The 20,931-nt window shown below is 57.1% G+C and carries 20 protein-coding genes and 1 tRNA gene; 10 read left to right on the top strand and 11 right to left on the bottom strand.

Annotated features, from left to right (window positions below):
* The first annotated feature begins 155 nt into the window (after window positions 1-155).
* Window positions 156-845, top strand: coding sequence for a mechanosensitive ion channel family protein (locus MCUHO_RS11550; protein ID WP_067078500.1), 690 nt, complete (start codon window positions 156-158; stop codon window positions 843-845).
* Window positions 846-861: 16 nt separating this feature from the next.
* Here MCUHO_RS11550 and MCUHO_RS11545 read toward each other — a convergent pair whose 3' ends face one another.
* The 4 genes from MCUHO_RS11545 to MCUHO_RS11530 form a co-directional block, all read right to left on the bottom strand.
* Window positions 862-1,653: a 4Fe-4S binding protein gene (locus tag MCUHO_RS11545; RefSeq protein WP_067078498.1), complete on the bottom strand. Its 792-nt coding sequence runs from the start codon at window positions 1,651-1,653 to the stop codon at window positions 862-864.
* Between the two features lie 348 nt (window positions 1,654-2,001).
* Window positions 2,002-2,949 (bottom strand): serine O-acetyltransferase, encoded by a 948-nt coding sequence (cysE, locus tag MCUHO_RS11540; protein ID WP_067078496.1) that lies wholly within the window; start codon window positions 2,947-2,949, stop codon window positions 2,002-2,004.
* A 14-nt stretch (window positions 2,950-2,963) separates the two neighbouring features.
* The gene (gene cysK / locus MCUHO_RS11535; protein WP_067078494.1) at window positions 2,964-3,890 is read right to left on the bottom strand and encodes a cysteine synthase A; all 927 of its coding nucleotides are present in this window, start codon (window positions 3,888-3,890) and stop codon (window positions 2,964-2,966) included.
* A gap of 107 nt (window positions 3,891-3,997) precedes the next feature.
* Window positions 3,998-4,609, bottom strand: a complete 612-nt coding sequence (locus MCUHO_RS11530; protein WP_161485899.1) for a hypothetical protein — start codon at window positions 4,607-4,609, stop codon at window positions 3,998-4,000.
* Window positions 4,610-4,679: 70 nt separating this feature from the next.
* Here MCUHO_RS11530 and MCUHO_RS11525 point away from each other — a divergent pair, with 70 nt between their 5' ends.
* Window positions 4,680-4,970, top strand: a complete 291-nt coding sequence (locus MCUHO_RS11525) for a hypothetical protein (RefSeq protein WP_067078489.1) — start codon at window positions 4,680-4,682, stop codon at window positions 4,968-4,970.
* On the opposite strand, the gene MCUHO_RS11520 is transcribed toward MCUHO_RS11525, so the two are convergent.
* Both MCUHO_RS11520 and MCUHO_RS11515 read right to left on the bottom strand, forming a co-directional pair.
* Window positions 4,924-5,727, bottom strand: a complete 804-nt coding sequence (locus MCUHO_RS11520) for an esterase/lipase family protein (protein WP_328585638.1) — start codon at window positions 5,725-5,727, stop codon at window positions 4,924-4,926. The two genes, MCUHO_RS11525 and MCUHO_RS11520, sit on opposite strands and share 47 nt — an antisense overlap.
* Before the next feature lie 110 nt (window positions 5,728-5,837).
* The gene (locus MCUHO_RS11515; RefSeq protein ID WP_067078486.1) at window positions 5,838-6,131 is read right to left on the bottom strand and encodes a DUF3427 domain-containing protein; all 294 of its coding nucleotides are present in this window, start codon (window positions 6,129-6,131) and stop codon (window positions 5,838-5,840) included.
* 162 nt (window positions 6,132-6,293) lie between these two features.
* Here MCUHO_RS11515 and MCUHO_RS11510 point away from each other — a divergent pair, with 162 nt between their 5' ends.
* The 6 genes from MCUHO_RS11510 to MCUHO_RS12475 all read left to right on the top strand — a co-directional run bounded on the left by MCUHO_RS11510 (window position 6,294) and on the right by MCUHO_RS12475 (window position 15,792).
* Complete coding sequence (locus MCUHO_RS11510; RefSeq protein ID WP_067078483.1) at window positions 6,294-7,556, top strand: DNA cytosine methyltransferase; 1,263 nt, start codon at window positions 6,294-6,296, stop codon at window positions 7,554-7,556.
* Window positions 7,557-7,649: 93 nt separating this feature from the next.
* Window positions 7,650-9,155: an ATP-binding protein gene (locus MCUHO_RS11505; RefSeq protein ID WP_067078481.1), complete on the top strand. Its 1,506-nt coding sequence runs from the start codon at window positions 7,650-7,652 to the stop codon at window positions 9,153-9,155.
* Window positions 9,155-11,947 carry a Z1 domain-containing protein gene (locus tag MCUHO_RS11500; RefSeq protein ID WP_067078479.1) on the top strand — a complete coding sequence of 931 codons (2,793 nt, stop codon included), beginning with the start codon at window positions 9,155-9,157 and terminating at the stop codon, window positions 11,945-11,947. The genes MCUHO_RS11505 and MCUHO_RS11500 overlap by 1 nt, the downstream gene beginning before the upstream one ends.
* Window positions 11,937-12,962, top strand: coding sequence for a PD-(D/E)XK motif protein (locus tag MCUHO_RS11495; RefSeq protein ID WP_067078476.1), 1,026 nt, complete (start codon window positions 11,937-11,939; stop codon window positions 12,960-12,962). Before MCUHO_RS11500 ends, MCUHO_RS11495 begins: the two co-directional genes overlap by 11 nt.
* A complete protein-coding gene (locus MCUHO_RS11490; RefSeq protein ID WP_067078472.1) occupies window positions 12,955-15,069 on the top strand; it encodes an AIPR family protein in 2,115 nt (704 codons plus the stop codon). The genes MCUHO_RS11495 and MCUHO_RS11490 overlap by 8 nt, the downstream gene beginning before the upstream one ends.
* 153 nt (window positions 15,070-15,222) lie before the next feature.
* Window positions 15,223-15,792, top strand: a complete 570-nt coding sequence (locus MCUHO_RS12475; RefSeq protein WP_201786430.1) for an HhH-GPD family protein — start codon at window positions 15,223-15,225, stop codon at window positions 15,790-15,792.
* A gap of 65 nt (window positions 15,793-15,857) precedes the next feature.
* Here MCUHO_RS12475 and MCUHO_RS11485 read toward each other — a convergent pair whose 3' ends face one another.
* Together MCUHO_RS11485 and MCUHO_RS11480 are read right to left on the bottom strand one after the other, a co-directional pair.
* Window positions 15,858-16,199, bottom strand: coding sequence for a hypothetical protein (locus MCUHO_RS11485; RefSeq protein ID WP_067078470.1), 342 nt, complete (start codon window positions 16,197-16,199; stop codon window positions 15,858-15,860).
* A 107-nt stretch (window positions 16,200-16,306) separates the two neighbouring features.
* Window positions 16,307-17,542 carry a deoxyguanosinetriphosphate triphosphohydrolase family protein gene (locus tag MCUHO_RS11480; RefSeq protein WP_067078467.1) on the bottom strand — a complete coding sequence of 412 codons (1,236 nt, stop codon included), beginning with the start codon at window positions 17,540-17,542 and terminating at the stop codon, window positions 16,307-16,309.
* 107 nt (window positions 17,543-17,649) lie between these two features.
* On the opposite strand from MCUHO_RS11480, the gene MCUHO_RS11475 reads away from it, so the two are divergent.
* Window positions 17,650-18,315, top strand: coding sequence for a dihydrofolate reductase family protein (locus MCUHO_RS11475; protein ID WP_067078466.1), 666 nt, complete (start codon window positions 17,650-17,652; stop codon window positions 18,313-18,315).
* An 11-nt stretch (window positions 18,316-18,326) separates the two neighbouring features.
* Here the strand turns inward: MCUHO_RS11475 and MCUHO_RS11470 are convergent, their stop codons facing one another.
* Entirely contained in the window at window positions 18,327-18,518 is a 192-nt protein-coding gene (locus tag MCUHO_RS11470) for a hypothetical protein (protein ID WP_067078464.1), read from the bottom strand.
* Window positions 18,519-18,872: 354 nt separating this feature from the next.
* Between MCUHO_RS11470 and MCUHO_RS11465 the strand changes: the two genes are divergently transcribed.
* Window positions 18,873-19,481 carry a hypothetical protein gene (locus MCUHO_RS11465; protein ID WP_067078463.1) on the top strand — a complete coding sequence of 203 codons (609 nt, stop codon included), beginning with the start codon at window positions 18,873-18,875 and terminating at the stop codon, window positions 19,479-19,481.
* A gap of 907 nt (window positions 19,482-20,388) precedes the next feature.
* Here MCUHO_RS11465 and MCUHO_RS11460 read toward each other — a convergent pair.
* Together MCUHO_RS11460 and MCUHO_RS11455 are read right to left on the bottom strand one after the other, a co-directional pair.
* A tRNA-Thr gene (locus MCUHO_RS11460) sits at window positions 20,389-20,460 on the bottom strand.
* 73 nt (window positions 20,461-20,533) lie between these two features.
* Window positions 20,534-20,830 carry a DUF3467 domain-containing protein gene (locus MCUHO_RS11455; RefSeq protein ID WP_048063718.1) on the bottom strand — a complete coding sequence of 99 codons (297 nt, stop codon included), beginning with the start codon at window positions 20,828-20,830 and terminating at the stop codon, window positions 20,534-20,536.
* Between the last annotated feature and the right edge of the window lie 101 nt (window positions 20,831-20,931).

Here is a 20,931-nt window from a genome sequence, read left to right as displayed (position 1 = left end):
GCTTGCACCTATCGGTGCTCAAACTCCGGGTGCTCGCACCTGGCGGTGCTCACGCCCGTCGCACTCCCCTGGCTACGGTCTCCCCGCGCTCCCCGGGTGGCCGGGGCATTAAGGTATATATAGTACCTCCTAGATCCTTCTCCCGGTGATATACCGTGACAAATGGAGACCTTTCGGCTCAGGTGTTAGAGCCGGTTCAAGAACTGGCCCGTAACGTCATTCTGTTTTTGCCAAACCTCATTGCAGCGATCGTCATCCTGATCATCGGCTGGATCCTCGGACGCATCCTTGGGAGGGTCGTTGCCGGAGTTCTCGACCGGATCGGCGTCGACGACGCGCTCCGGAAGACGTCGGTCGGCCAGCAGATCGAACGTTCCACGATGAACATAAGCCGCCTCTTCGACCTCATCGTCCGCTGGTTCATCTACCTCATCGCAATCCTCACGGCGGTCAGCGTCCTGCAGATCCCGGCCCTGACAGCAGCGGTCGCGGCCATCGTAGCCTACATCCCGAACGTCGTCGCGTTCCTCATCATCCTGGTCGCCGGGTTCATCCTGATCGACTGGCTGTTGGACCTACTCCAGAACATGGGGGAGACGCAGAGCATCCAGGGCTTCGGACTGATCGCGATGCTGTTACGAGCCTTCCTCTACTTCGTCGTCGCCATCCTCGCGCTCCAGCAGCTCATGCTCGACCTCTCGATCATCTACGTCTTCGTCGTCCCGATAGCCTGGGGAGTCGGGATCGGCATCGGCGCGGCGATCGCCATCATCGTCGGGTTCGGCATGCGCGACCGGGCGCCGGAACTCATGGATCAGTTGATGGGCAGAGTAAGAAGAGAATAATCTTTTTTTGGCGGGTTTACAGCCCGCCGCATCTCTGCACGTGTTCCCTGGCGCGCCGGTAGCGCGGATCCCCGTCACCTGCAGCGGTACTGTGCCCGTAGTGACGTCGGTCATCCCCGATCGGGCAGACTTTGATGCAGATCCCGCAGGGAGAGATGTGGCGCCGGGCGAGTTCGGCGCTGTCCTCCGCGCAGGCCGCCTTGTCGGTGAGGCCCTCGGGGTAGTCCCGCTCGTCGAGCGCGCCTACGGGGCAGGCCTCGACGCAGAGCATGCACCGGGTGCAGAGGTTCTCCGTGAGCAGCGGATCGGGCGGGAGGTCCGCGGCGGTGAGAACCGAGCCGAACCTGATCCGGGGGCCGTAATCCGGCGTGAGGAGGGTGTTGTTCACGCCGAACGTCCCGAGCCCCGCGAGGAGCGCTGCGTGGCGGTGCGAGAAGAAGGCGATGGGGTTCTTCTGGAGCACCTCGATGCTCCCGTAACCGTCGCGGGGGACGAAGACCGACGGGTAGCCGCAGTCGTTGAGGTAGGAGGCGAGCCGGTAGGTGTACTGGTCGAGCAGGGCGTTGACGGTTTTGTAGAGTTCATGGTAGTAGATGGAGGGTGAGGTCTCAAGCACCGGGAGGTGGACAGGAAGACCGATGACGATCACCGATCGGGCCTCGGGGAAGATCGACTGCGGGTAGAACTCCTCCGGCATCCAGGGCCGGAACGGGGGGTTCTCCCACCGCTCCGTGCTCGCGACCCCGACGAGCGGGATCTCCATCTTCCGGCACCGCTCGAGGACGGCCGCCTTCAGGTCGCTGTTCATGGTTACCGGATCTCTGGCGTGCGGCAGGAAAAAAGGTTCGCCCCTGAAACGACGCGGCCCTGACACACGAGGGTCGGAGCATTGCCGAGGTCATCAAGTACCCGCACGAGACGCTCCGGGCCTCCCTCATGCTCTGTGCCTTGAAGGCTTTTGCAGGGCAAAGCGGGGGCAGGCACCGTCCGCCGGTATCATTGCGGACGGGGAACCCTGCGGCCTCAGGCGGGGGCGGTTGACGGATCACGAGCCTCCGTGCCGCCTCCGGGCACGCCGGTGGTCAGGAACCGTTCTCTCCAGTGAGACCATAGCGGTCCCGGACCTCTCTCCGGCAGGGGTATCCGGACATCAGGATCACCTGAGAACATCCCTCTGGCTGAAGAACCGGTCCCAGTCCCATGGCTCGTCGAACACCCGGATCTCGACGTCCCGGACGCCGCTCACGTCGAGCACCCGGCGCCGGATCCGGTCGGTAAGGTAGTCGACGAGCGGGCAGGTGGCGGTGGTCAGGACCATCTCCACGAGCACCGAGGAGTCCCGGACGGTGATCCCCTTGATCAGGCCGAGATCGACAACGTCGATCCCGACCTCCGGGTCGATCACCTCTTTAAGCGCCGCCCGGATACTCTCCTCGAGCGCGATCTCCTCCTGCCGTTTACCGCCGACCAGTCCCGACCGCTCCATCGCCCGGAGCCGCTCCTCGATCCGGTTCTGCCTATCAAGCATGCGGCTGACCACCCGGAGCATCGGATCGGGGAGGTCGCCACGGTCGAGTCTCTCCTGGCCCTTCTGGCACTTCGGGCCGGCGAGCCTGCCGGGCACGCCCACGACCGTCGCACCGGCGGGGACGGGGTGGACGACGACCGAACCCGCCCCGATCTTCGCTCCGCGCCCGACGGTGATGGGGCCGAGAACGCTCGCCCCCGACCCGATGATGACACCGTCCTCGATGGTCGGGTGCCGTTTCGTCTGCTCGAGCGCGGTGCCGCCGAGCACCACGCCCATATAGATCAGGACGTCGTCGCCGACCTCCGCCGTCTCCCCGATCACGACGCCCGAGCCGTGGTCGATGAAGACCCGGCGGCCGATCTTCGCACCGGGGTGGATCTCGATTCCAGTCAACGCTCGCGAGATATGGGAGACGAACCGGGCCGGGAAGTAGAGCCTGCGGCGATAGAAGGCGTGCGCGATCCGGTGCGCCCAGATCGCGTGGAGGCCGGGGTAGCAGCAGATCACTTCGATCGCCGACCGGGCCGCCGGGTCTTTTGCAAAGACTGTCCGGATATCCTCCCTGATCCCCAACCTTACACCTCTGTTCAGTCGAAGAGGCCGGTGGAGAGGTAACGCTCGCCGGTATCCGGGAGGATCACGACGATCAGTTTCCCCTCGAACTCCGGCCGGTGTGCGACCTCGCAGGCAGCGTGTGCCGCCGCACCGGACGATATCCCGGCGAGGACGCCCTCCTCGCGGGCAAGCCTGCGTGTCATGGCGAACGCCTCCTCCGATGTGACCCGGACGACCTCGTCGATCAGGTCCGGCCGGTAGATCCGCGGCACGAACCCGGCCCCGATCCCCTGGATCCGGTGCGGCCCGGGCTTCCCCCCGGAGATGACCGGGGACTCGGCGGGTTCGACGGCGATTGCCTTAAAGGAGGGCTTCCGGGCTTTCAACGCCTCCGCGATCCCCGTGATCGTCCCGCCGGTTCCGACACCCGCGACCAGGACATCCGCCTCTCCGTCGGTGTCGCGCCAGATCTCCTCGGCGGTCGTCATCCGGTGTATGGCGGGGTTGGCCGGGTTCTCGAACTGCTGGGGGATGAAAAAGGCGCCCGGGTCTTCTGCGGCGATCTCGGCCGCCCGGCGGACCGCCCCGGCCATCCCCCCGGCGCCCGGTGTCAGGATCAGATCGGCCCCGAGGGCGCGGAGCGTCTTCTGCCGCTCGACGCTCATCGTCTCGGGCATCACGAGCCTGAGCCGATATCCCCGGGCGGCGCAGACCGACGCGAGCCCGATCCCGGTGTTCCCGCTGGTGGGCTCGACGATCACCGTCCCTTCCCGGATCGTTCCGTCCCGTTCGGCGGCCTCGATCATCGCGACGGCAATCCGGTCCTTCACGCTCCCCATCGGGTTGAACGACTCGAGTTTGGCAACCACGGTGGACGGAGCGCCCTCCGTGATCCGGTTCAGCCTGACGAGCGGAGTGTTGCCGACCGTCCATGTTATATCCCGATACACCCGCCCCATCTCTTCACATCCCCGTCATTTTGCGCCGGCAGGGGGACCTCACCCCGGTGAGGCGCCCTGCTCCCCATCGGCATACCGGCGATAAAACCCTTACCCCCCTGGCCCGCTCAGAAGGCCAGGCGGACGAGCCCCATCGCCGCCGCCATGACCGCGAGGATCGCGATCATCCACCCGGCGAGCATGCAGAGGAGGGAGACCGCCCGCGGGTACTGGAAGATCCACGCGACGACCGGGGTTCCATAGAGAGCGATCCCGGGGATCCAGATGACCGGAATCAACATCAGGGCGCCGTAGCGTTTCAGGTAATCGATACTCCCGGTCTTCGTGTCGATCTTCGATAAAAGCCCCTGGATCATCCGGGAACGCCCGGCGAAGAGGTCGCAGACCTCGAGGATGCCGACCAGGACGGCAGCGGCCACCGACGTCAGGAAGAGAAGGACGGCCGCCGGGTGCAGCCCGAGCGAGAGGCCGACGATGGCCGCGGCCGCCTGGAGGAGGAGGGTCGATCCGATGAGGGCCAGGACGGCCGCGGGGGAGACGCCGAAGGCGGAGCCGAGGATGAGCGGAACGATCAGGAGGAGGAGGAGCACAAGCGCAACGGCCCGTACAACCCGGAACCGGCAGGTGTCCGGTGAGAGAACTCGCCCGCATGCCTCGACGGCGGCAACCCAGACCATATCACACCCATTGTAGTCCTCCGGGTAAATGAACCTGCGCATCCCCCCGGCTGGGAAGCACGGCGGTGCAGAAAGCCAGGTTTTTATCCAGGGCTAACCTACATCCACGCATATGAGCGAGACTGAAGGTCGCTTTGAAAAGGGGCGGTGGGTTGTCGACCCCGCCCCCGAACCGGAGGAGGAACCGGAATCGGCCGTCCCTACCATCGAGGAGCGGGTGCAGGAGGCATCGGAGTCGGTCCGGAAGGCGGTCACCAACGTGGTGAGTACAGGCCAGCACCTCTTCGGGACGCCCGAAGGACACGACCATATCCAGCAAGCGGCACGGAAGGCCGGCGAGGATCTCGAACGGGCGATCAATGCCTGGGCGGAGTCTGCACGCCAGGCCCTGCAGCGAGAGTAAGGTAGTCCCTGACGCGGGCGACAACCTCGGGGTTTCTCGGCAGCATGGTGTGGCAGTAGAGCTCCGGGTTTCGGGCGAGGTTCGCCGGGTCTCCAGGGAGGACGTCCACCAGTGCACCCGGGAGGTGCGAGTCGGAGTGGGGAACGATGCCGTCGCCGGCATACGTCGTCCGCCACCCGCCATCCGGGGCGAACTCCCAGGTTCTCCCGCCGAACGCCGGGAAGAACGCCGGGGTCGCGGTGAGGTTCGCGCCGAGGACGATCCGGTAGGCGATGTCGTCGCGGGTTCCGGCGCGGCGGAGAGCCGCAATCGTCCTGCTCCGGGGGCGGAACTCCTGGACGATGGTGTCCTCCCCGGGGTCGTAGTCCTCCGGCACGAAGACCCCGATAAGCCGCCGGATCACTTCGGAGCCCTGCTCGGGGTCGTTGAAGAGTTCGGCCATGGCCGAGCCGTTGTTCGGGGGGCCGATCCCGACGAGCTGCCGGACGTCCTCCTCCCGTGCATCGCCGTCGAGAACTTCGAGGAGGTAGCGGGCGATGCACGTCCCCATCGAGTGGCAGACGACATCGACCGGGCCAACGTAGCCGGTCTCCTCCCTTTTCGTGTGGATGTAGTCCTGGAGAGCAAGGGCGATCGTCTCCGTTCCGGCGCCCTGCATCGCGGTGTGGTCGAAGTTCCAGAAGGGCACCGCGGCGTCCGAGAGCGCGGGGGCAAGGCGGTTCCAGATGCCGGGATGGCTCCGCCAGCCGTGAACCAGGACGGCCGGGCAGCGTGGGTTCGTCAGAATGGCAGCACGCTCCTTCTGTGCCGGCAGCAGTTCATTCCTTCATGATCTGACGGTTCTCCACGAAGTAGGTTTCGACGGGGCTAGCCGACCACCATCTTGTTCGCTTTCAGGAAGAAGCCCGCGGGCATCGGGTGGTCGAGTTTCCAGGTGATGCTCATGGGCCGGCTCCCCTCGTGGGAGACGTAGCGGACGGCTCCGAGGGAGAGATACGGTTGCGTGATGCCGTCGACCTTGTTGTATTCCCGGACGAAGAGGAGGACCCGGTTCTCCTGCCGTTCGTGCTCGATGTAGCGCCGGCCGGTCGGTGACGACGCGGACGTGGTGCTCTGGGACTGCCAGTGGAAGAGGGTCTCGCTGATGGTGCATTTGGGCATTTATAGCCGTTTATGGCAAGATCTCTACTTTCACCCCGCACGGCAGGGATTTAATGCAAAATGAAAACTCTAATCACTTATCCAGGCAAAACTACCTGTCAGGCTAAATCTCAGTTTGGTTCGGAGCATAAGGTCGGTTAGGAGTATAGGGTGAGAGTTCCAATGGCATCTCGGTATGTAGTGCTGGATATGTTCGCGGGCGCAGGCGGACTCACCGAGGGCTTCTTCCGGAATGACTTCAACATCGTTTCGCATATCGAAATGAACACCCACGCCGCCCGGACGCTTGAAACCCGGACTCTATATCATGCACTCCACGCGAAAGGGCATCAGGAGATCTATGATCGTTACTATAACCAGAAGACGACCCGGGATGAATTTCTTGACGAGTGTAAATCGCTTGACATCCCGGATTCCGGAGTCATCAACTGTGAACTTTCGCGCGTGACCGAGGATTCAATTGTAAAAAAGGTCTATGGCAGACTTGCTGAAATTGGCCGTGATGATGTGGATGTGATCATCGGAGGCCCGCCCTGTCAGGCATACTCCCTGATTGGGAGAGGCAGGGACCCGGAAAGTATGCGGAACGATCCGCGAAATCACCTGTATCTCCATTACCTTCGATTCATCAACGAATTTGAGCCGGAGATATTTGTGTTTGAAAACGTCCCAGGCCTCATCAGCGCCAGAAACGGTGAAATTTATTCGGACTTCCTCCGGAGGATCGATCGTCTCGGATATTACACCAATGCCAAACCGCAGATACTGAATGCACGGGATTTCGGTGTCCTGCAGAACCGGAAGCGGATCATCTTCATAGGATGGAAGAAAGAATATGATTTTGAGTATCCGGTATTTGGATGCGATGAACCCCCGTATCACGTATGGAACGTGCTGAAAGATCTTCCTGAGCTCGAACCCGGAGCGGGTACTGATGGCCCCCAGAGTTACAAACTCGGGTGTCCGTGTAAATACCTTCGGAAGTACGAGATTCGCAATGGTCAGAAATCTGTCCGACATCATGTTGCCCGGACACACATCGATAGAGACCGCGAGATCTACCGAATTGCGATACAGATGTGGAAAGAAGGCAAACGTCTACATTATGATGATCTGCCGGAGAACCTGAAGACGCATAAAAACCGGTCCTCGTTCCGGGATCGGTTCAAAGTGGTCGACGGGGATGGGCTTTCCCATGCGGTCGTTGCTCATCTTTCTAAAGACGGGCACTATTTTATCCATCCGGACATCAGGCAGGCACGCTCCCTTACGGTGCGAGAAGCTGCTCGCCTCCAATCATTCCCTGACAATTATCTCTTCGAAGGCCCGAGAACGGCACAGTATGTCCAGGTTGGAAACGCAGTCCCTCCGCTGATGGCCAGGGGGATCGCACGGGAAATCAAGATCCTGCTCGACAAAGTCTGAAATCAGGATCAAAAGATTTAATCTTCATTGCATGTCATTTCCGATTACGGGAGCTGTCCTTTCCGGATCAGCGCCACCAGGAAATGACTTAGCATGAATTCCACCATATCAGACGCATTTGATGTAGTAAACCCAGATCCTGGCGCGCTGATTGAATCGTTACGGTCATTCGGTTACAGCCTTGAGGCATCGATCGCTGATATCGTCGATAACAGTATTACCGCAGGTGCCCGCAACATCCACATTCAGTTTTCATGGCATGGAGAGCAGTCCACCATTGCCATTATGGACGACGGCTGTGGGATGGCCGAGGACGGGCTGGTTACCGCTATGCGGCCGGGGAGCAGGAATCCGTTGGAAGACCGCGACCCGGCCGATCTGGGCCGGTTCGGACTGGGTCTGAAGACCGCATCATTTTCACAGTGCCGGAAGCTCTCCGTCGGATCGAAAGCCGCTGGACACGAACCGGCTATCCGGATCTGGGATCTCGATTATGTAAACCAGTGCGGCGAGTGGCGATTAAAGAAGGTGGATCCACGGGATAGTAACAGTATCTTCTCGGCCCTCGAAACCGGGAAAAGTGGTACAATCGTTTTATGGGAGCAGATAGATCGTCTGGTCCGAGGGGCTGAGAAGGATGATTCACGGCGTGAGAACCTCTTTTATGAGTACATTGATACGGTCAAAAGTCATCTTGGCATGGTATTTCACCGATTCCTTGAGAGCCCGAATTTTCTGAAAATCTTTATCAATAACCACCCGCTTTCACCGTGGGATCCGTTTCTCAGGAATCACCCCGCAACACAGCTCCTTCCCGAAGAACCTCTCAATCATTCAGGAAAAAAAATCACTGTCCGCCCGTTTGTTCTTCCTTACCGATCAAAGTTGAGCGACCGGATATATGAGGCCGCAGGCGGACCAGGGGGCTGGAACGCCCGCCAGGGATTTTACATCTATCGTAATAACCGCCTCATTGTTGCCGGGGACTGGCTCGGCCTCGGATTCCGGAAGGAAGCGCATACAAAACTTGCCCGGATAATCGTGGATATCCCCAATACAATGGACGAAGACTGGAAGATTGATGTCAGAAAATCCGTTGCCCGCCCTCCTGCTCACCTCCGCGAAGACTTCAAACGTATTGCCCGTTTGACGATCGAACGTGCCACGGCGGTGTACCGACACCGGGGAAAGGTGATTGAGCGTCAGGCTGCTGAGGATTTTGTATTTCCGTGGAATACGAATGTCAGGGAGGGTACATACTTCTACACTGTCAACCGCAGTCACCCCCTTGTTGCCGCCACCCTCGCCAACTCTGCTGATAACAGGAAAAATATCGAGGCAATGCTGAAACTGATTGAAGAAACTGTCCCGATCCCGACAATTATCGTAAACAATACAGAAAATCCTGACAAACTTCGCCGTCCCTTCGAAGGCTGTCCGTCAGAGGAGCTTCGTGCTGTAATGAATGAGATCTGGTTATCCATGAGACATTCCGGAGTCCCTGCTGCCGAGGCGGAGAAAAGGCTTGCTCGGATGGAACCCTTCTGCGATTATCCTGAGTATATATCAGCATTTTTCGAATCACTGGAGGAAAGATAATGGCAGATGCGTATGATGAGGCGGTTTCGCTCGTTCTTGTTATGCTGAAAGGGGAACCGTGTCCTACCCCGGAAATCATTCAGAAGAAGGCAGACCTTGTCCTTGCGATGCTTCATGCAGAAGGGAAACAGGACTCTGTGGACAGAGATCGGCTGATCAGAGATATTGAGTCCCGGTGTGAGGTCTGGCGGGGCACGGCAACTATACTGGAAGAAAAGAAGAATCACACCGTCTGGCTACCATACAGAAAAAGCCAGATTGAATGGAAGTTCTGGAAGCGGTACGAACGCTATCTGATGGAGGAGAAAGGATTCTCCGAGCAGAGCATCATGACTCTCGACGATCTCACCGATCGGGTGCTTGAGCGGCTTGAAGAACCGCAGCGGGAGGGAGCATGGGATCGCCGTGGGATGGTGGTCGGGCACGTCCAGTCAGGAAAGACCGCAAATTATACAGGGCTTATCTGTAAAGCGGCCGATGCAGGATACAGACTTATTATTGTTCTTGCCGGTATGCACAAGAGTCTGCGAAGCCAGACCCAACTGCGTCTTGACCAAGGGTTCCTCGGATTTGATACTCAGCTGAATCGTGCTTTTGACCATCAAAATCTCCGGATTGGTGTCGGAAGGCTGCCAGGAGAGGAATTCATCACAGTTCACTCTCTGACCAGCAGTGCAGATAAGGGTGACTTCAACCGGAAAATCGCGTCCCAGGCCGGGGTAATGCTCGGGGGCAGTGATCCCATTCTGCTTGTCGTCAAGAAGAACAAATCTGTTCTTGCAAATCTTATCAACTGGGCTGTTAATATCAGAGGGCACGAAAACTCCCATACCCTGAAGAAAATTGTACACGGTATTCCCCTTCTCGTCATCGATGATGAAGCGGATAATGCATCGGTGAACACAACAACTATTCCACGGGACGAAAACGGACTTCCGCTTGATGATTACGACGTCAGTGCGATAAATGGTAAAATACGCGCTCTCCTGAGCCATTTTGAGAAGAGTGCATATGTGGGTTACACCGCGACACCGTTTGCCAATATTTTCATCTACCCGGAGGGGGAGACCACGACCCACGGTGAAGATCTCTTTCCTCGGGATTTCATCATAAACCTCCCGCCACCACCAAATTACATCGGTCCGTCGCAGATCTTCGGGTTCTCCCGGAACGGGGAGAACGATGCGGAAAGCCGGAGCGATCTTCAGATAATCAGGAAAATCGATGACTACCGGAAGTTCATCCCCGATGATCATGGAAAGGATCACATCCCCGGGAAGCTCCCGGAATCCCTGAAGAAGGCGTTAAAATCCTTCATCCTCTCATGTGCTGTCCGGAGAGCCCGCGGTGAACAGAAAAATCATAACTCAATGCTGGTCCACGTAACCCGGTACACTAATGTTCAGAAAGAGGTCGGGAGACGGGTCAACGATGAACTGAATCGGTTGCGCCGTCAGCTGGAATATACTGATCCTCTGTCCCCGGAGGGGATCTATGGGGAGATGAAGGATCTCTGGGATTCGGACTATGTTCCGACGACATGTTCTGTTCTGCAGCAGATTAGCGATCCACTGATAACCGAAGTGACATGGCATGAGGTGCAGTCATATCTGTATGATGCTGCAGCCCGGATCCAGGTCAAACTGATCAACGGGACGGCAAAGGATGCCCTAGATTATAACGAGTATCCTGACGGGCTGAGCGCTATTGCAATCGGCGGGGACAAACTTTCCCGGGGGCTGACGCTGGAAGGGCTCAGCGTCAGTTACTACCTCCGGGCATCAAAGATGTACGACACACTGATGCAGATGGGGCGGTGGTTTGGTTTCCGCCCGGGCTATATCGATCTCTGCCGGCTCTACACATCCCGGGATCTGGTCGAATGGTATCAGCATATCAATCTCGCGTCCGAGGAGTTGCGGAGTGAATTCGACTATATGGCAACCCTGAACGGCACTCCGTCCGATTACGGCCTCCGTGTCCGGACACATCCTGACGGGCTGCTGATCACCGCTGCTAATAAAATGCGGAACGGGACGGTAATGAACGTATCTTACGGTAATTCCCTTATTGAAACGGTATTCTTCCACAGAGATCCAGTTACTCTCAGAAATAATCTGAATGCGATCGATCAGTTTATCCGAAGTCTGGGCAGTCCCTCCCCCTCTGATTCAACCAAAAGGCATCTTCGCTGGGAAAATGTGCCAACCCCCGCTGTCCTTGGGATGCTGAATGAGTATATTATACATGAAGCTTGCAGAAAGGCAAATCCGGGACTCCTGAAAGATTACATTCAAAAACGGTCGTCCCATGGTGAACTTACGCACTGGACGGTTGCCCTGATCCACAATAGTACGGCAACCCGGACTCTGTCCCTTGGTGGCCATGAGATTGGCCTCACCAAGCGTAAAGATCCAAGTCCATCAGATTCGAAGTACGCGCTGACCAAGGGGCACATTATCGATCCCAAGCATGAATTTATTGATCTTACCCCGGAACAACACCATGAAGCTCTCCAGATGATGCAGGCTGACCCTGACCGGAAAATTCGCCCAAAGAAAGATGGGGATCCGGCAAACCCGACAAACCTGACAGATCCGAGCGGCCCATATATCCGGAAGATCCGGTCTCCCCAGCGGGGGCTGCTTCTTATTTATCCGCTTGACCCTGAACCACCAAAGGTCGAAGTACCGGTTATGGGGCTTGCATTCAGCATTCCTGACAGCCCGAAGGATGTAAAGATAGAGTATAAGGTGAATAATATCTACTGGGAGCAGGAGTTTGGCAGCTGAGGACTTTGATCGGATCTGGGCCGATCTGGAGCAGCGTGCCGGAGGCACAACCCGGGAGGATATTCTCACGCTGCGAGTACTTCAGGATTCGGCATTTGACTTCCTCCTTGGTGTGCAGGTGCCGGATAACAGCCGGATGCTCCTGATCCGGATCAGACGTGAAAGCGTAATCAACCAGTGGTCACTCCCGCGTTCGAAAGGTTTTGAGATACGGCAGACCGTCCTGTCAGAAGACAGGAGCCACCATGCGACAATCCAGCTGGTTCTGAACGACCGCCGGTATCAGGATATTTTCTCCCGACTCACGGAAGATGTTGTATCCTCCTGTTCCCGCGAGTCTTCGGAGAAGGCGATGTTAAAGGCTCTTCTTCAGCGGCTGGAGATGTGGCAGCAGTTCCTCGACCGGTACGGACCGGAAGGGCTGAGCCCTGCTGCACAAAGGGGTCTGTATGGTGAGCTCAGGTTCCTCCAGGATTACCTCATACCCGCTGTCGGGGCCGGGCAGGCCGTTCCAGCATGGACCGGACCGCGCAAAGCCCAGCAGGACTTCCAGATCTCCGGCATTGCCATCGAGGTGAAGACCAGCATCGCCAAGCAGCATCAGAAAGTGCCGATCGCAAGTGAACAGCAGCTGGATGACACCGGTCTGGATGCGTTATACCTGTATCACCTTTCACTCAGAGAAGTGCGTGACGGTGATGGGACCCTACCGGCGATTATTGATGGTATCCGTAATGAGCTGTCCGGGGACCCCACTACTACCACACTTTTTGAGGATCTTCTGATTCAGGCAGGCTATCTGGATGAGCACCGGGACAGGTACGAGGATACGGGCTACACAGACCGCACCGGGCAGATCTTCCATATCAGAGAAGGTTTCCCCCGGATAACCGAACGGGCTCTTGTTAACGGGGTGGGGGACGTTCAGTACTCAGTGAGTCTCTCTGCCTGTGCTGCCTTTGTCGTGGATGATGAGACATTCCGGATAAAAATTGCAGGGTGCAGAAATGAGTGATACAGAACTCAATCAGTTTGCAGAGAAGTTTTGTCAGGATATCATAGCGGGTTCCCGGGATACGGATGCCGAGGCGTTTTCGGAAGAGCAGTTTACAAATCTGATGATGGAATACCTTGCCGATGCAGGAGAGATCGATGACCGCGAGATCTGCACCCATCAGGCGCGAGGTATCAAAGTTAACGGATATGCTTTTTTCAATGATAATGAGAACCTTGATCTGTTTGTTTCGCATTATACCGGTGAATGTCCACCTGTCCGCGTTGCGAAAGGGGATCTCCAGCAGCAGCTGAAACGACTCAGAACATTCTTTGATAGGGCAATCCGGCGTGATTACGCGAATCTGGAGGAGTCCTCGCCAGCTTTTGACCTGGCCGACCGCATATACCAGCTCCGGAACAGGCTCACCCACGTCCGGCTGTTTGTCCTGACCGATGGCATTGCCGGCATCGACGCTATCGAGGATGAGGAATGCGGCTCATACCGGATCTCCAGCCATGTCTGGGACATGCAGCGGCTGCATCGGCTGGTAAGTTCGGAGAACCGACTTGAACCAATCGAGATTGATCTGGCCAGCGATTTCGGAAAACCACTCCTATGCCTCCCTATGCCAGAGGAGAACCCGGTATACACCTCATATCTCTGCATCATGCCAGCGGACATTCTGGCAGATCTCTATGGGAAGTTTGGTCCCCGACTTCTTGAGCGAAATGTCCGCGCCTACCTGCAGATGAGAGGAAACGTCAACAAGGGGATCCGCGATACAGTTCTCAACCAGCCGCATATGTTCCTGGCATACAATAACGGAATATCTGCAACTGCCGAAAGTGTCGAGCTGGTGGATACAGATAGCGGGGTGCCGGGAATCCGTCGTATCCGGGATTTTCAGATCGTGAATGGAGGGCAGACAACTGCATCGATCTACCACACCCGTACAAAGGACAAAAAGGATGTATCAGGAGTCTACGTTCAGGTGAAACTGACCGTCTTGAAAAATCCGGAGGATATCGATTATATTGTTCCGAAGATCTCTGAATGTGCCAACAGCCAGAATAAAATAAACACCGCTGACTTTACCTCCAACGATCCCTTCCATGTTACCCTTCAGAAGTTATCCCGTCAGATGTGGGCTCCGGCGAAAAGAGGGAGTCAGCTGGAAACCCGCTGGTATTATGAGCGTGCCCGGGGGCAGTACCAGGATGATAAGGCACGAAAAATCACTCCAAAACAGAGGAGGGTATTTGGGGAGCAGAACCCGACCGGACAGCGTTTCACCAAGACAGATCTTGCAAAGTTTGAACAGTCCTGGGACCAGTTGCCTCATATCGTCAGTCTCGGTGCGGAGAAGAATTACCGCGATTTCATTATCCAATACAGGGAGCGGGGCGAGTTTGTTCCGGATGCCGAATACTTCCGGCTCCTGATCGCACAGGCAATTCTTTTCAGACGCACGGATAAGATCGTCCACGGTCTGAAATATGGTGGATACAAGGCGAATATCGTCACTTACACAGTTGCCCTTCTGTCGAAACTCACAGATCAGCGCATTAACCTAGAGCGGATCTGGAAGGAGCAGAGGCTCTCGCCGGCTCTTGAAAATGCCATTACTGCTCTGTCCCGGATAGTGCAGGCACACATCACGACTCCTCCCGGAGGGAAGAACATCACTGAGTGGTGCAAGAAGGAGGAGTGCTGGGAATCGCTGCTGAAGGAGAACGTCTCCCTCCCGGATGCTTTAAAGTCTGAGCTGGTCGACAAAGAAACCATAAGAGCGCGTGACGCCAGGACCCGCTGCAGGACTGAGGAGACAGGGACTTCCGGTACAGATCAAGCAAATGAGGCGGCAACCGGGCACGGGCCGGCACTGTTGGGGGAGTCTATCGATTATGAACAATTTATCAGAAAGCTGACTCCCCAGAAGTGGCTGAAAATCATCCGGGATGCTGCCGGGACAGAGAGTTTCTCTCACGAGGATATCGCTCTTCTCAGGAGGATGCAGAAGATGTCCGGGAGAGGGATGAAACCTAAGAAAGAACAGGTCCTGCAGGCAAAAACGATATTGCAGGTCTTGGCAGAGAGTGGCCGGAAAGACGGGGTAGAGTCATAGTACCACTTTTTCATGGACCGCATGCGATCTGGCAGTGGTGGGTAATCTATGAGATCGGGTGAGATGAAGGTGCTACAATCTGCTCTTTTTCGTTGGGGTGAAAAACATTACAGAGACTATCCATGGCGTCGCACCCGGGATCCTTACCGAATAATGATTGTAGAATTCATGCTTCATAGAACTCGGGCAGATCAGGTTGTTCCAGTCTATACCCAATTCCTACAGAAGTATCCCAATATCTACTCTCTCGCGGAAGCGGATCCTTCAGATATAAGAGAAGTTACAGAGCACCTTGGGCTGCACTGGCGATCGGGTCACTTTATCGGAGCAGCAAAATATGTTGTCGAGCATTATCAGGGGATATTCCCGGACAGCGAAAGTAGGCTACAGGCCATCCCTGGGGTGGGAGAATATGTCTCCGGTGTAATTCTTACAGTCTGCTATAAGATACCACACCGTGTTGTGGACGCAAATATAGCGCGATTCATAAACAGATTTTTCGGCTTACATCTCACTGGTGAGATCCGCAGGAAGAAGGAGGTACGGGATCTGGCAGATACCCTCTTCGATGTTGACGAGCCGGGAAAACTTCTCTTTGCGATCCTTGATTTTTCAGCAGCGATCTGCAGGTCAAGAAATCCATTGCATCTAGAGTGTCCATTACGAGAAAAATGCAAATATTATAGAGAGAAGCAGTTATCTGCTGCAGATGTAGGAGATTAACATCGAGATCATCCTGAAATCAGTGTGCTAAGAGGGGCGAAAAACCCTTCCGCCAGCACCTCCTGTTACCGCACCTCAACACTGTGCCGGTACGTCCTGCCGACGTCCCCATCCAGGACGAGGCTGACCCATTTTGTCTCTCCTCCGGGGATGAAAACCCGCACCGAGATTTCGTCGCGGGTAAATCCTTTCTCCTCGTCGATCAGTCTCGCCGTCACGATGATGTCTCCGTCACTTCCGTCGTTTCGGATCTCCGCGTCCACGTTGTACACGAGCCCTTTTGAGAGGCTGATGTCCCGGGTCGCGGAGTCCTGCACGACCTTCGGGTCGGGGCCGACGAGCCCAATACAACCGGCTGCCAGAACAAGAACCGCGACCAGGCCCAGAATGAGAATTGGTCTGTGCATAGAGGGGGTCAGTGAGTAACGCGATATGAATTCATAGGAACCAGCGGGTTATACCCATCGACCAGAACGGGATTTCCGGCCGATATCGGGCGGTCAGGGGCCTTCGCTCACGGTCGGTCCCGCTCTCCCGGCAAGGGTCCTTCCACCCGGTACCTCGACCGGACCCTCTCCGGAAGGATGCTCTGCCGGAAGACCTGCTCGAAGTAGCGGTCCGTCATCCCGGCGATGAAGTCTCTCGCGAGCTCCGCCGGCGAAGCGGCATCGATGTACCGCCGGGACGCCCACGGCGCGTCGATCAGGTCTTCGTAGGCCGACGAGTCTTTCCGCTCATTCCCGATATCCTCAAGGATGCGGTCGAAGAGGTAGCGGAACATGAACCGGATCTTCTCTTCGTTTTTCAGGAGTTTTTTATTCCCGTAGATGTGATGTAGGTTGAACTCTTTGAAGGCCGCAACGCACGCCGATGCCTCCGCCGAGAAGGCGATGCAGTCGGCGTCGTAACTATTCGTGACGATGTCCTTGATGAGGACGTCGAGCACCCTCCGGTTGATCTCTGAAAAATCCTCCTTCCCTCTCCCGGTGATGCCGAAGAGGGCCATGCAGTTCTCGGGGAACTCCTGCAGAGCCCCATCGTCGATGACCTCGACCTCGAGGGCGTCCGCAAGGTCCCGGCCGAGGTAGGAGATGCTGTCGGCGATCCGCACCACGCACCCCTCGGCGGTGAGGGGGAGGGCGTCGGTCCCGTTCTCGATCCTCTGCAGTTTCTCCGCGAACGAGTCCCAGTTGGCCTCGCCCTCGACCACGAGGCTCTGGTCGTGGACCTCGCCGTTGTGGCAGAGGATCCCATCCAGCACCTGAAGCGTGAGGTCGCAGTCCTCGACGACGTCGAGGAACCGGACGCTCTGGACGTTGTGCCGGAACCCCCCGAGCCCGTGCTCGGCGCAGAGCTCGTCGAGGAACTTCTCCCCGAGGTGGCCGTAGGGCACGTGCCCGATGTCGTGGCCGAGGGCGATCGCCTCGATCAGATCCTCGTTCAGGCTGAGGGCACGCCCGATCGTCCTTGCGATCTTCGAGACGAGCTGGACGTGGAGGACGCGGTGGGTGATGTGGTCGTTCTCGACGAGGTAGAAGACCTGGGTCTTGTCGATGTAGCGCGAGTAGGCCTTCGAGTGGACGATCCGGTCGGCGTCCCGGAAGAACGGCGGCCGGATGATCGGGTCCTCGGGTTTGCGGCCGGACCGCCTGAGGTAATCGGCGTTCCGGGTCGCCCGGGGCGAGAGGAGCGATTCCCGGTCGGCCATCCTCCGGGCCATCCGGTCGGCGATGTGGGGCGGGATCTCCATGGTACCAGTGAAGAGTTCTCGGCCGGGAAAGGGGATAGGGCTTTCTGTATCGGCCGGGGGGTGCGAACCTGCGCAGGCTATATCCCGAACGCGCGTATCCATCCTGCATGTGTCCGGAAGTCATCATCCACAATAGCGTGAGCCTCGATCACGCGGTACGAGGCTTTGAGGTCGATCTCGGGCTGCACTACGGTGCGCTCCTGGCCTTCGAGGCTGGGGCGGTCCTCGCGGGTTCGGCCACGGCAAAGACCGGGATCGAGCTCTTCATGGATATCAACGAGCCCGAGACGGAGGCCGACCGGCACCGGCCCGGGGTCCGGCCGGACGACCCCCGGCCCATCTTCGTCCTCGTCGACAGCAGGGGCATACTCAAGAACCTGCTCCACTTCTACCGGAACATGGAGCACACGAAAGACGTCGTCGTCCTCGTCTCGGAGGCGACTCCGGTGGACTACCTCGACTACCTCCGCGAGCGGGAGTACCCGTTCATCCGGTGCGGCGCGGAGCGGGTAGACCTCAGGGCGGCTCTCCGGGAACTCGGGGAGCGGTTCGGGATCACGCGGGTGGTCTCGGACTCCGGTCCCGAGTTAAACGACGTCCTGATCCGTGAGGGGATCGCGGATAAGATCAGCCTGATCGTCTATCAGGTCATCGCCGGTGAAGGAGAGAAGAAACTCTTCGGCCGGGCAGGGGGACAGACGGCGCTCGAACTCCAGAAGGCCGTGCCGATGGAGCAGGGGACGGTGCATCTGGTCTACGCCGCGAAGAAGTGAGGGGTCGGCCCTCATTCCCTCTTTGCGGCGGCAAACCCGCCGAGAAGCACCCCGAGGACGCAGATCATCAGGCCGAGCGTCCCGGTGCCGAACCCCGTCGGCGCCGATCCGATGAAGTAGTAGGGTGCTGCCGAGAAGTGTAGCACGAACGCGATGCCGAGGAGGGAGATGGTGATTGCCAGTGTGCCGGTGTCGTTTCCCATGAGAATTCAGGGGAAAGATGGGCGGGGATCTCATATCCATCTTCTGGATCGCTCCTCGTCAGGAGGTGAGCCCGTTCAACCCCGGGACAGCGGATAACTGTTCCCGGAACGATCCGGGGCAAAAGAAGTTCCGGAACATATATATCCAATTAATTAATCCATTTAGATGGTCAGACGATGTCAAAACGGTGCCCGCTCTTCTTCGATGGCGGTATCGATTCCGCCGCTAACCTACGCAAATTTTCCCGAGCAGGATCTCTCATTACGCCTCTTTACGCTGATTCCGGGGAGAACGCACCTGAAACGATCTAAAATGTATTCGTCGATGATTGATTACAACTGCGAGGAACTCAAATGAGCGGAAAAACCATAGAAGATTGCGTTGCCGAGATTAACAGGTTAGCGGACAAGGCCGGGCTGATCAGAGAGATCTGCTCGTACCAGTGCAGGAAATATAAATGGATCTCGACCGGCCTGTCGCTTTCCATCCTCTTCTTCTCGGCATCTATCGCCTTTTTAAGTATCGTGGACCCCGATATCCTGATCTCGCTCTCGCTTCCCTTCCACACCGAGCAGGACACGAGAAACGTGATTGCATTCCTGGGTTTCCTGATATTTATCATCTCGTTCTCCGACAAAATACTGAACCTGACCGAGACGAAGAACAAGAACGAGCAGGGAGTGAAGATCCTTACGGACTTCATACGGGACTGCCATACGTTCACGGATACGGGAGCAAGGGACTGCGACGAGGTCACAGCCGCCATGAAACTGGAATCGATAAAGGAGCAGTATGGCTACCTCAACCAGGTAATGACGCCGAACGTCTTATTCAGCAAAACGTTCTTGAAGATCAAAAAAGGCTATAAGATGAAGGTGAAGGTGAGCAAGATGCTCGACGGGGACCCCAATATCAGCATAAATAAGCATTATAAGATGAGGATCTGGAACTGGCTATTCTAAAGAAGCCAGGTATGATGTGCAGAAAGGCGAACCTCCCATTTTGCGCCGGAATCGGCTCACTTTCTCGCCCCATCCGGCCGGACGCGGCAGAGCGAATACCTCAACATTTATCGTTCAGTTCCCCCAGGATACCCGTACACATCTGTCCAACCAGCAGACACTCAGATCCTATATTATACAAATTTAAAAAAAATTGAATGCTCTGACCCCTAGATGTAAAGGATGTTGTAGATTTCTGCGACGAGCCAGATCCCAAAGACAAGGATGACAAGCGCAGTAATTATCGAAACGATTACCTCGATGATGTCTTCAGCCAAATTACCACCTCCTCGCGGAGGCTGACCGCGGCGGCGAGCTTGGGCTCCCCTTCAAAAACGCAAGGTATATCAAGGTACGGACGTATGCATTATTTGCAACTTCCAATTGCATTATGCATATTCCACACGAGAGGTCACTGCGCCGGGCGTGCTTGCCCACGTTCTCCCCGGTGGCCCACCTCTTAGCCGAATGGGCTGCATATTTTATCGATTTATAGAGTCTTTAATGTATCGAGAATCCGCGAGTTCACTGGAAAGTGAATTATGCACGTTCTCCACTCAGTTTTAAGATTAAGGCAAGTTCTGGCAGTATTGCTCACACTACGGGCAAAAATGTACGATAGTGCTTTATCGGAGATAGCGCATCCCCTCAAAGGAGACATTGGGTCTCTAATATATCACCAATTCCCAGCAGTCGTCTTCAGGAGCACCTGCGAGTACATAATCACGTAAAATCGAGCGATCTACATTGATGATCTTGATATGATGGAAATCGTGCGTGGCGGGATAGGTTCACTGGTTGTCCTCATGATTGAAGAGTCGGACAACAGGGGGATAAGCGTTCTCCAAGGGATTTGACCAAAAACGAAAGCCGCTGGGGGGAATCGAACCCCCGACCTGCTGATTACGAATCAGCCGCTATACCGCTAAGCCACAGCGGCGACTGCCCTAGAATATTGTACGTCCGGAATTAAAAAGGTATCACCTGCCGGAGGCCCGCCGACCCGGCCCCGCTCAGGAGTACCCCCGGATGGTGACGTTGCTCTCCTGCTGTGCGGCGGCCTCCGGGGCGGTTATCTTGCCGAACTTCTGCTCGTAGTCGGCGACGCTCTTCGCCAGCACCTCCACCAGGTTCTTCGCGTGCCGGGGGCTGATCGAGACGATTGCCTTCCCCCGCGCCTGGTTCATGCCGGGGATCTCGTGCAGGAAGAGGAACGTGAACTCGTCCTCCTTGTAGGCGATCTGGATGCGGTTGGAGTAGACCGGGTCGAGATTGCCGGGGATGTTGACCGATATCTCGCGGTTTGCCATACCCATCTTCTGTGACCCGCTCCGGCATAAGAGTTGGTCTTGGCGCGGTCGCCGCCGGTGCGGAGCATACCCCGCTAAATAGCGGGAGGGCGTAGTTCCTC

The sequence above is a fragment of the Methanoculleus horonobensis genome (genome assembly GCF_001602375.1).
Lineage (GTDB): Archaea > Halobacteriota > Methanomicrobia > Methanomicrobiales > Methanoculleaceae > Methanoculleus > Methanoculleus horonobensis.
Note: the sequence above shows the minus strand (reverse complement) of the source record. Positions and strands in the feature narration are given on the sequence as shown.

What these genes read in the sequence shown, in the direction of transcription:
- MCUHO_RS11545 (WP_067078498.1), bottom strand. Translation starts at nt 1,653, where the DNA reads ATGAACAGCGACCTGAAGGCGGCCGTCCTCGAGCGGTGCCGGAAGATG.
- cysK (WP_067078494.1), bottom strand. Translation starts at nt 3,890, where the DNA reads ATGGGGCGGGTGTATCGGGATATAACATGGACGGTCGGCAACACTCCG.
- MCUHO_RS11530 (WP_161485899.1), bottom strand. Translation starts at nt 4,609, where the DNA reads ATGCGCAGGTTCATTTACCCGGAGGACTACAATGGGTGTGATATGGTC.
- MCUHO_RS11525 (WP_067078489.1), top strand. Translation starts at nt 4,680, where the DNA reads ATGAGCGAGACTGAAGGTCGCTTTGAAAAGGGGCGGTGGGTTGTCGAC.
- MCUHO_RS11515 (WP_067078486.1), bottom strand. Translation starts at nt 6,131, where the DNA reads ATGCCCAAATGCACCATCAGCGAGACCCTCTTCCACTGGCAGTCCCAG.
- MCUHO_RS11510 (WP_067078483.1), top strand. Translation starts at nt 6,294, where the DNA reads ATGGCATCTCGGTATGTAGTGCTGGATATGTTCGCGGGCGCAGGCGGA.
- MCUHO_RS11505 (WP_067078481.1), top strand. Translation starts at nt 7,650, where the DNA reads ATGAATTCCACCATATCAGACGCATTTGATGTAGTAAACCCAGATCCT.
- MCUHO_RS11500 (WP_067078479.1), top strand. Translation starts at nt 9,155, where the DNA reads ATGGCAGATGCGTATGATGAGGCGGTTTCGCTCGTTCTTGTTATGCTG.
- MCUHO_RS11490 (WP_067078472.1), top strand. Translation starts at nt 12,955, where the DNA reads ATGAGTGATACAGAACTCAATCAGTTTGCAGAGAAGTTTTGTCAGGAT.
- MCUHO_RS12475 (WP_201786430.1), top strand. Translation starts at nt 15,223, where the DNA reads ATGATTGTAGAATTCATGCTTCATAGAACTCGGGCAGATCAGGTTGTT.
- MCUHO_RS11485 (WP_067078470.1), bottom strand. Translation starts at nt 16,199, where the DNA reads ATGCACAGACCAATTCTCATTCTGGGCCTGGTCGCGGTTCTTGTTCTG.
- MCUHO_RS11480 (WP_067078467.1), bottom strand. Translation starts at nt 17,542, where the DNA reads ATGGAGATCCCGCCCCACATCGCCGACCGGATGGCCCGGAGGATGGCC.
- MCUHO_RS11475 (WP_067078466.1), top strand. Translation starts at nt 17,650, where the DNA reads ATGTGTCCGGAAGTCATCATCCACAATAGCGTGAGCCTCGATCACGCG.
- MCUHO_RS11470 (WP_067078464.1), bottom strand. Translation starts at nt 18,518, where the DNA reads ATGGGAAACGACACCGGCACACTGGCAATCACCATCTCCCTCCTCGGC.
- MCUHO_RS11465 (WP_067078463.1), top strand. Translation starts at nt 18,873, where the DNA reads ATGAGCGGAAAAACCATAGAAGATTGCGTTGCCGAGATTAACAGGTTA.
- MCUHO_RS11455 (WP_048063718.1), bottom strand. Translation starts at nt 20,830, where the DNA reads ATGGCAAACCGCGAGATATCGGTCAACATCCCCGGCAATCTCGACCCG.